The 8,459-nt window shown below is 43.6% G+C and carries 11 protein-coding genes; 2 read left to right on the top strand and 9 right to left on the bottom strand.

Annotation, left to right across the window (positions count from 1 at the left end):
- The first annotated feature begins 229 nt into the window (after positions 1-229).
- Both IQ235_RS11845 and IQ235_RS11840 read left to right on the top strand, forming a co-directional pair.
- Positions 230-1,048, top strand: a complete 819-nt coding sequence (locus IQ235_RS11845) for an SDR family oxidoreductase (RefSeq protein ID WP_264321668.1) — start codon at positions 230-232, stop codon at positions 1,046-1,048.
- Positions 1,049-1,177: 129 nt separating this feature from the next.
- Complete coding sequence (locus IQ235_RS11840; RefSeq protein ID WP_441373262.1) at positions 1,178-1,495, top strand: YciI family protein; 318 nt, start codon at positions 1,178-1,180, stop codon at positions 1,493-1,495.
- Positions 1,496-1,520: 25 nt separating this feature from the next.
- On the opposite strand, the gene blaOXA is transcribed toward IQ235_RS11840, so the two are convergent.
- The 9 genes from blaOXA to IQ235_RS11795 form a co-directional block, all read right to left on the bottom strand.
- Positions 1,521-2,390, bottom strand: a complete 870-nt coding sequence (gene blaOXA / locus IQ235_RS11835) for a class D beta-lactamase (RefSeq protein WP_319592580.1) — start codon at positions 2,388-2,390, stop codon at positions 1,521-1,523.
- 195 nt (positions 2,391-2,585) lie between these two features.
- The gene (locus tag IQ235_RS11830) at positions 2,586-3,449 is read right to left on the bottom strand and encodes a hypothetical protein (RefSeq protein WP_264321666.1); all 864 of its coding nucleotides are present in this window, start codon (positions 3,447-3,449) and stop codon (positions 2,586-2,588) included.
- Between the two features lie 180 nt (positions 3,450-3,629).
- A complete protein-coding gene (locus IQ235_RS11825) occupies positions 3,630-4,439 on the bottom strand; it encodes a pentapeptide repeat-containing protein (protein WP_264321665.1) in 810 nt (269 codons plus the stop codon).
- Between the two features lie 229 nt (positions 4,440-4,668).
- Positions 4,669-4,887: a hypothetical protein gene (locus tag IQ235_RS11820; protein ID WP_264321664.1), complete on the bottom strand. Its 219-nt coding sequence runs from the start codon at positions 4,885-4,887 to the stop codon at positions 4,669-4,671.
- A gap of 92 nt (positions 4,888-4,979) precedes the next feature.
- Positions 4,980-5,657 carry a type 1 glutamine amidotransferase domain-containing protein gene (locus IQ235_RS11815; RefSeq protein ID WP_264321663.1) on the bottom strand — a complete coding sequence of 226 codons (678 nt, stop codon included), beginning with the start codon at positions 5,655-5,657 and terminating at the stop codon, positions 4,980-4,982.
- 87 nt (positions 5,658-5,744) lie between these two features.
- Positions 5,745-5,903 (bottom strand): pentapeptide repeat-containing protein, encoded by a 159-nt coding sequence (locus IQ235_RS11810; RefSeq protein ID WP_264321662.1) that lies wholly within the window; start codon positions 5,901-5,903, stop codon positions 5,745-5,747.
- Entirely contained in the window at positions 5,893-6,171 is a 279-nt protein-coding gene (locus tag IQ235_RS11805; RefSeq protein WP_264321661.1) for a hypothetical protein, read from the bottom strand. The genes IQ235_RS11810 and IQ235_RS11805 overlap by 11 nt, the downstream gene beginning before the upstream one ends.
- 236 nt (positions 6,172-6,407) lie before the next feature.
- Positions 6,408-7,865, bottom strand: a complete 1,458-nt coding sequence (locus tag IQ235_RS11800) for a S10 family peptidase (protein ID WP_264321660.1) — start codon at positions 7,863-7,865, stop codon at positions 6,408-6,410.
- A gap of 143 nt (positions 7,866-8,008) precedes the next feature.
- Positions 8,009-8,440 carry an NUDIX domain-containing protein gene (locus IQ235_RS11795; protein WP_264321669.1) on the bottom strand — a complete coding sequence of 144 codons (432 nt, stop codon included), beginning with the start codon at positions 8,438-8,440 and terminating at the stop codon, positions 8,009-8,011.
- Positions 8,441-8,459 lie beyond the last annotated feature (19 nt).

Below are 8,459 nucleotides of genomic sequence, written 5' to 3'. Positions count from 1 at the left end.
CAGTCTTGGCACTGAGTAACAGAGCAACCATGTCAAAATCACCGACTTTGGTTGTGGCTTCTATCGCACTTGAAGCACATGAATTGTTAATGTAATTAACTTGCACTCCTCGCTCGATTAGCTCTTTGACTGTTGAAATATCGCGATTCTCGATCGCTTTAAGCATCTGTGTGTGTAATAAATGCGTGTGTGGCATAAACTCAATAAACTGATTTCGCGGACAAGACAAATGAAGGAATTTCAGGGAAAGCACGCCATTATTACCGGAGGTTCGAGCGGTATTGGACTGGCAACGGCGCAGTTGCTGGCAAGCCAAGGGGCACATATTTCCATTGTCGCCCGATCTCCTTCTAAACTAGAATTAGCCAAAACCGAAATTGAGGCAGCGAAAGTACGCTCAGAACAGCGAGTCAACGTTATCGAAGCCGATGTAGCCGATCGCGATCGAGCCGAAGCTGCCATGGAAAAGGCGATCGAACTTGGGGGACTGCCGCATTTATTAGTAACATCAGCAGGCATTGCTCATCCCGGCTACTTTCTCGAACTATCTCCCCAAATCTTCGAGGAAACCATGGCAGTCAACTACTTCGGTTCCCTCTATTGCGTTCGGGCGGTTTTACCGGCAATGCTGCAACAGAAAACGGGACATTTAGTGCTTATCTCCTCCGGTGCGGGTTTAATCGGACTTTACGGATACACCGCCTACAGTGCCAGTAAGTTTGCCCTGCGGGGATTTGCCGAGTCTCTGCGCCCAGAACTCAAAGGCACGGAAGTGAATATTTCGATCGTCTATCCCCCCGATACCGATACCCCCCAACTCGCCGCAGAAAACAAAACCAAACCCCCTGAAACCAAAGCCATTACCCAAAGTGCCGAAACCTGGCAGCCAGAAGATGTCGCCCGAGAAATTCTCCGGGGAGTTCTGAACAAATCCTTTGCCATTACCCCCGGTTTGGAGATGTCTTTGCTTCAACGATTGCACAGTGCGATCGCCCCTGGTTTATATTGGTATCTCGATCGACTTGCCGCCAATGCTCGATCGAATTGAGGGAGAGACGCGGCGACACAGTGAGAAAAATAACTTACCTATAATTCACTGACTCTTCCCTTGCTTCCCCTGCCCCCAATTCAATTGGGCGCTTGGGCGCTTCCGAATTCAACATTCTCTATCCGTGAGATGATAGAAGCCGATCGTCAGTCCTATAATATTGCTCTAAAAGTTGCTATGTCTAAATACGTGATGTGGGGAACCTACTGCGAAGATGTGTTGGAGAAGCGCAAACCCTACCGCCAAGCACATCTCGATGGCATCGCCGCCCAAAAAGAAGCGGGGTTGGTGATAACCCTCGGACCCACAAAAGATGGAACGATGGTGTTTGGCATCTACGACGCAGAAGATGAAGCCGCCGTTCGCAAACTCGTCGAATCCGATCCCTATTGGGAAAATGGGATTTGGACGGAATACGACGTGAAAGAATGGATTCAAGCGTTTTAAGATATAGACGGAGTGCAGACAAAACTCACAGCAATGTTAGCTCTTGGAAACAGCGACGTGTCAATTCGATTCGGGCAGCTAAGTCTGTCTGGTTGTGAATATCGATATTCGTAGCAAAAAAGTAAGTGTTGTCGCTTTTTTCCAAGTAACCGACGTACCATCCGATTTGTGTTTTTTCATCATCCTCAAACCAGACCCAGCCTGTTTTTGCTCGGATTGTATAGTCTGGAGTTTTTTCCACGATCGTAATGTCTTTGACAATAGAGAGCGCTCGATCGGAAAAGGGTAAGTCATTGTTGTAGAAATGTCGGAGAAATTGAATTTGCTCTTGAGGAGAAATTCGCAACTCGCCATCTAACCAAAAGCGATCGATATCACTGCGATCGCCAATTTTTTGATTGCCGTATTGGGCTTGAGTTATCCAGTGTTGCATTCGATCGTATCCCACTCTGCGAGCGAGAACTTGATAGAACCAGACTGCGGAAATCTTAAATGCCTCCCTCATATTCAAGTCTCGGTTCCATTCAGGAATATTTCTTTGAACTCCATCCCAAGTCAAAACCGAAATTTCATCGGAAATGACCCCTGTCTCGAGTGCAATCAGAGAGTTGAGAATCTTGAATGTCGATGCGGGTGAGAAAGGGGTTGTATTTCGTTGGGGGTTGTGTTGAAAAGTACGATCGTTGTTTAAGTCATAGATGATAATCGAACCTTCAATTTCAAGATCTTGAAAGTGTTTCTCAAAATTAATGGTCTCCGCCATCTCAAGTCGATCGACCAGATTAATTTCTATTTTTTTTGCGATTAATGCTAGTGATTTTTGAGGTGACAAGATAAAGATAATCCAACTCACTGCAACCAAAGTTATTAGTTTAAAACGAATTGTTCGATTCATCAAGTTTTAAAATTTAGTGTAGTCCCGAGCATTCTAAAACTACACCGATCGCTTCTTGAATTCCAGAAATATCGATAATTTAGAACCTAAGGATAGACGAATAAGTTTTGTAAGAAAGAAAACTTAATATTTATAAGTAATAAATAAAAACTATACTATTATCAATTTTATTGACTTTTCTCTGTGTAAAAAAAATTAATAATCTAAATAGAGTCCGTACCCTTCTTTAATGAGTCGATCGCACCAATCAAAAAACTCATGCAGCCATTCGGATTCTAAACCAGCCTGCAAATAGTATTCAAAGTTATACACACCTGGATTACGAACTTTACACTTCGATGCAACACATCGATTCCATTGTCTGATATTCTCTTGGGCGATCGTAATCGCTTCCATATATCGATCGTACTTTTCTCGAACTTCCGGTTGAATAGGTTTAGATGCACTATCTGGCTCAAAAACGGGAATATCTATTTCGGGTAAATCTGGAATTTCGCGTGCCACCACTTCTTCTCGGGTTTTTAAAAACTTTTCTTTTTTCGTCCAAGCATTATCAATTTCATAAGAGTATTCGAGCCACATACAAAAGTCTTCTAGAGCAGTTTTCCAGGATAAACTACCTGGATTGTAGTAGTCTTCAAATAAAAAAAGCTGGTGCAGATAGTTTCTATATTTTCCTAATTTTACTTCCTCAATATAATTCTTCCATCTTGTCAAATATTGAGGCAGATCTAGAGGTACAATAGTCGTATAAGCTGCCTTTCTCCATTCTAATGGCAATATGCGATTGTAAGTAATCGGATAAACTCGCATTATCGGCCGATTTAGATTATCCCAAGATTCATCCGAATCGGGAAATTCAATTAATTCTATAAGACGATCGCAAGCTTCGTGATATCTTTTCCTTTTCTCCTTATCTTCTTCAGGTATGGGGAGATCGTTTATCTCTTCAATGTACATTCCACCCGGAAAATTTTGTGATTGTCGATCGACCCACAGTTTCAACTCTTGGAGATCGACACCACTTTTGATTTTAAACTTGACCCAATCAACCCCCACGATCGCCTCTCTTTTTTATCTCAGTTGTGCCAAAACCGCTTCGGCAACGCCAACCGATGAAGCCGGATTCTGACCGGTAATCAAGTGACCCTCGATCGCAATGTGGGGTTGCCAGTCTTCGGCTTTGGTATACTTGCCGCTTTAGAGTACAGTCGGAGTCTTTTTGGTTCTATATAAATTTTAGACAGCCGTTTTGGCTTTGTATCGTTTGCCATCAGGCATAATGGCTAAGCTGAAGTCGGCATCTTTAACACTTGCGCCGTAGAGATTCACATCGGTTAAGTTTGCGCGTTTGAGATTGGCTCGATCGAGTTTTGCCCGAATCAAGTTAGCACCAACAAGAATCGATCGTTCTAAGTTCGCGCCGCGAAGAATTGCTCCTTTCAAATTGGCACTTTGTAAATCCGTACCTTCGAGATCGATATTGGTAAAGTCTAAACCCGACAAATCGACTTTATTTAAGTTGACTCCTTTAAATAAAGTATTTTTTAGATGAACACCTTGTAATCTTGCTGAGGTTAAATCTGCCCCAGAGAAGTTTACGCTTGTCAAGTCTGCTTCAATTAAGCAAGCATTACGAAGGTCTGTATTGGTCAAGTCTGATTTTTCTAGAATTGCTCGTGTGAAGTTCGCACATGCTAAGTTAGCAAAGCTGAAGCAAGTTCGATCTAAACTAGAATGTGTAAAGTTGGCACTCTGTAAAATCCCCTCGCTAAAGTTAGCATTTTGGAGATCTGCATTATCTAATTGTATAGATGAGCACTCAGTCTGTCGAAGGTTAGTATTAACAAGCAAAGCTTTACTCAGCTTCATCTGAGTCAGTTTAGAGCCGCTTAAGTTGGCTTCGCTCAGATCCGTTCCAGTCAAATCAGCCTGAGATAAATTAATACCTTGTAAATCTACACCCTTTAAATCAACTTGTTTTAATTGAATTCTGATAAAATCTCGTTTTCCTTCTGCATACTGTTCTAAAAATTCTTGTTTTTCCATTAGAATCTGATTTTTATTTCTTTTATTATTATAAATAAGTAAAAAATGAACTGCAACTTTATGTGAGAGTGATTTGTGAATAAAAAAAGGATCGGATATTCTATCAAGTAATTAAAAATACAAAATCATGAATTTATATGTATAAAAAGGATATTAAAATCCAATCGATCTGAAGACTCATCCAAAATCGATCGCGATCGCATTTAAAATCACCCACAGTCCTCGATTGTTAACTAAAAAACTTAGCGATATCTTGCTTGAAAGCAGCAAGGGACTCCACATCCAGGTAGAACATATGACCCGCTTCGTAGGTAGAAATTTTGACCTTCTGCCGCAATTCCGAATCAATATTCATGTGGGAAATCATATACTCGGTGGCAAAATGAGGCGTCGCTAAATCGTAGTAGCCTTGAGCGACAAATACCTTCATAAACGGATTTTTTGCCATTGCCCCTCGCAGCACTTCATCGGTAGTTGGCAGTGCCCCTTTCTCCCACTCCCAATTTTCGTGGGTATTCCAGCTAATTACCTCTCTCTTTTTTATCTCAGTTGTGCCAAAACCGCTTCGGCAACGCCGACTGATGAAGCCGGATTCTGCCCGGTAATCAAGTGACCCTCGATCGCAATATGGGGTTGCCAGTCTTCGGCTTTGGTATACTTGCCGCCGTTAGCGCTCAACATATCCTCTACCAAAAATGGCACCACATCCGTCAGTTCGACTGCCGCTTCTTCGCTATTGCTAAAGCTGGTAACCGACTTCCCCGCCACGAGATGAGAACCATCGGCTGTTCTGGCGTGGCGGAAGACTCCCGGCGCGTGACACACTGCTGCTACGGGTTTACCGGCGGCATACATTGCTTCAATCGTGGCGATCGAATCTTTATCTTCGGCTAAATCCCACAACGGACCGTGGCCGCCGGGATAAAATACGGCATCGAAGTCTTGTGAAGATATAGTCGATAGCGCCAACGTATTGGCTAAGGCTGTTTGCGCTTCTGTATCGGCATCAAAACGCTTCGTGGCATCGGTTTGGTGTTCGGGTTGGTTACTTTTGGGATCGAGGGGAGGCTGTCCTCCAGCCGGCGAGGTGAGGGTAATTTCTGCCCCTGCGTCTTTGAAAACATAATAGGGGGCAGCAAATTCTTCTAACCAAAAACCCGTTTTTTCTTCAGTATTTCCAAGGCGATCGTGAGATGTTAAGACGATTAGAATTTTCATGGAAACCCTCCGACTGATTTTCTCTAAATCTGTATCAATACCCGTTTCTATTTTAGAGTACAGTCGGAGTCTTTTTCGTTCTAAATTTTAGGCAGCCGTTTTGGCTTTGTATCGTTTGCCATCAGACATAATGGCTAAGTTGAAGTCAGCATCTTTAACGCTAATCTCTACGAGATTAGCATCGGTTAAATTGGCACGTTTGAGATTGGCTCGATCGAAATTCACCTGAATGAAGTTAATCCTCACCCAAATCGATCGTTCTAGCTTCGCTCTTATCAGGATTGAACTCCTCAAGTTTGCGCTTCAAAAATCGGCATTTTTTAAGCTTATACTTGTTAAGTCCAAGTCCGATAAATTTATTTGATGAGATTTCATATTTTTTAATATAATAGATATTTTCGATCGGATCGGCTCCGATTAAATCGATTTGAGATAAAGTAGAGCTTTTGAATTGATTTTTAACAAAATCTAGCTTAACTTGTGTATACAGTTCTAAAACTTCCTGTTTATCCATTTGAATCTAATTTTTGTTTCCTTCATTAGTATAGATAATGAAGAAACAAGTCGCAAATCGGACGAAATAAAACTTGTGGATAAAAAAAGGAGATAACTAGCAATCTAGTTACGATCGTTACAAAGCTACGACTAAATTAATATAAAAAAAAACTATATAATTTTAATGTTATTTATTCGATCGGCAGTTAAAAATTAATTTCGATCGCATTTTAAACAGTTTAGATTTTTCGATTATCAACTAAAAAAAACGTCGATATCTTGCTTGAAAGCAGCGAGAGACTCCACATCCAGGTAGAACATATGACCCGCTTCGTAGGTAGAAATTTTGACGTTCTGCCGCAATTGAGAATCAATATTCATGTGAGAAATCATATACTCGGTGGCAAAATGAGGCGTCGCTAAATCGTAGTAACCTTGGGCGACAAATACCTTCATAAACGGATTCTTCGCCATTGCTCCCCGCAGCACTTCACCGGTAGTCGGCAGTACCCCTTTCTCCCACTCCCAATTCTCGTGGGTATTCCAGCTAATTACCTCGTAAATCAAGTCCGTCTCGACTCCCAGTTCCGATCGAACATAGCGATCGAACGTTGCCGTGTAGGGCGGTATAATCGCCAGCATCGAAGGATCGAACTCCGGCCGTTCCGTCACCGTTGAGGGTTCGATCCCTTTAAAGCGGGAATCGAGTCGTCCAACGCTGCGCTTTCGATCTCGCAGCAGTTCCTTGCAAAAGCGATCGATATCGATGCGAAGATTGGAACCGAGGACGAAATCCAGATTTAGCCCCGTATAGCGGGAAAGTCGCTCGGCGATACGGCGACATTCGGATTCCTCAATGCGATCGCCTTTCATCAACGCTACCGTAAGTTCGCTTTGGGCCCAAGCTTCAACCTCCGCCATCAAATCGGGTAACGGACGTTGCTGCAATTCCTCCTCCAGCTTTTTGTGATACCAAGCCGTGGCAGCATAGGTGGGGACAAACAAAACGAAGGGCAAATCGTCCCCCGTACCAAAAAAGATCGGTCGCAAATCCAGAGCAGTTGAGATGAGGATAATGCCGTTGAAGGCGATACCCTTCTTGACTAAATCCCCTGCCAAACCGGCAACACGGGTCGTGCCGTAACTCTCTCCCGCCAAATAGAGAGGCGAACAGGTGCGTTGATAGCGACTTAGATATAAACGAATAAACTCCCCAACCGATCGAATATCTCCCTCAAAACTCCAGTATTTTTTATCGACGGTTTCATCGATCGATCGACTGTAACCCGTACCCACGGGATCGACAAACACCAAGTCCGTTCGATCGAGCCAAGTATACTCGTTATTTTCCAATCGATAGGGCGGTGGCGGCATCCAACCCTCTGGTTCCATACAAACGCGCTGGGGTCCGAGTGCCCCCATATGCAGCCAAACCGAAGAAGAACCCGGACCACCATTAAAGACAAACGTGAGAGGGCGATCGACCGTATTATCGATCTCATCTAACTCGTAAGCGACAAAGAAGATTTCGGCTTGAGTTTGGTCAAATTCGTCTTTGAGGGGAAGAACGCCGGCACGAGATGTATATTTGTAGCTTTTATCTTGCAGAATTAACTCGTGATGAGTCTCAACCGGTTCGATTCTTGGAAGTTTACGCTTCTTGTCTTTTTCTTCCGACTTTGTCTGGTTTTCTGTTCGCTCGTTTGAGTTCATGGGGAGGTACTGATTGAAGTTCCGAAAGGGTCTGGGACATCACAGAGAATTCCGCGCTTGAGAATTGAATTAGAAAGTCCGCAGATGGAGAGAAGAAAAACTCATGTGTTGTCAATTGTCAATTGTTCGTTGACTCTTCTCTCCTAACCCAAACGAGGGCGAATGCCGTAATTTCGATAGTGGAAATAATCCTTCAAAATTCGATCGTGATCGAAACAAAGATTTGTCGGAATCGCCCAAGGTTCAAAGATTTTCGAGTTCTTGGCATCGTCTCCAGCTTGAGGTTCGCCGGTGGCGGTGGCGATAAATGCAAGGGCGATCGTATGCTGGCGTTTGTCGCGATCGGGATGGGAATAAACCAACAACTGTTCTACCAACTCCACCGATAATCCCGTTTCCTCTTGCGCCTCTCGCACTGCTGCGGTTTCTACCGACTCGCCATAATCGACGAACCCCCCCGGAATTGCCCAGCCATAGGGGAGATTGAGCCGTTCTATCAGGACGATCGGACGATGGGGGCGATCGATCAGTTCGATGATGATATCAACAGTTGGGGCGGGATTGCGAGGGGTCATATCGGTTATGGAAATAGGG

The organism is Zarconia navalis LEGE 11467 (genome assembly GCF_015207075.1).
GTDB lineage: Bacteria > Cyanobacteriota > Cyanobacteriia > Cyanobacteriales > Geitlerinemataceae > Zarconia > Zarconia navalis.
The sequence above is the reverse complement of the archived record's forward strand: the minus strand, read 5'-3'. Positions and strand labels throughout refer to the sequence as shown.

Coding starts and splice junctions, on each gene's coding strand:
- IQ235_RS11845 (WP_264321668.1), top strand. CDS start 230: ATGAAGGAATTTCAGGGAAAGCACGCCATTATTACCGGAGGTTCGAGC.
- IQ235_RS11840 (WP_441373262.1), top strand. CDS start 1,178: ATGATAGAAGCCGATCGTCAGTCCTATAATATTGCTCTAAAAGTTGCT.
- blaOXA (WP_319592580.1), bottom strand. CDS start 2,390: ATGAATCGAACAATTCGTTTTAAACTAATAACTTTGGTTGCAGTGAGT.
- IQ235_RS11825 (WP_264321665.1), bottom strand. CDS start 4,439: ATGGAAAAACAAGAATTTTTAGAACAGTATGCAGAAGGAAAACGAGAT.
- IQ235_RS11820 (WP_264321664.1), bottom strand. CDS start 4,887: ATGGCAAAAAATCCGTTTATGAAGGTATTTGTCGCTCAAGGCTACTAC.
- IQ235_RS11815 (WP_264321663.1), bottom strand. CDS start 5,657: ATGAAAATTCTAATCGTCTTAACATCTCACGATCGCCTTGGAAATACT.
- IQ235_RS11805 (WP_264321661.1), bottom strand. CDS start 6,171: ATGGATAAACAGGAAGTTTTAGAACTGTATACACAAGTTAAGCTAGAT.
- IQ235_RS11800 (WP_264321660.1), bottom strand. CDS start 7,865: ATGAACTCAAACGAGCGAACAGAAAACCAGACAAAGTCGGAAGAAAAA.
- IQ235_RS11795 (WP_264321669.1), bottom strand. CDS start 8,440: ATGACCCCTCGCAATCCCGCCCCAACTGTTGATATCATCATCGAACTG.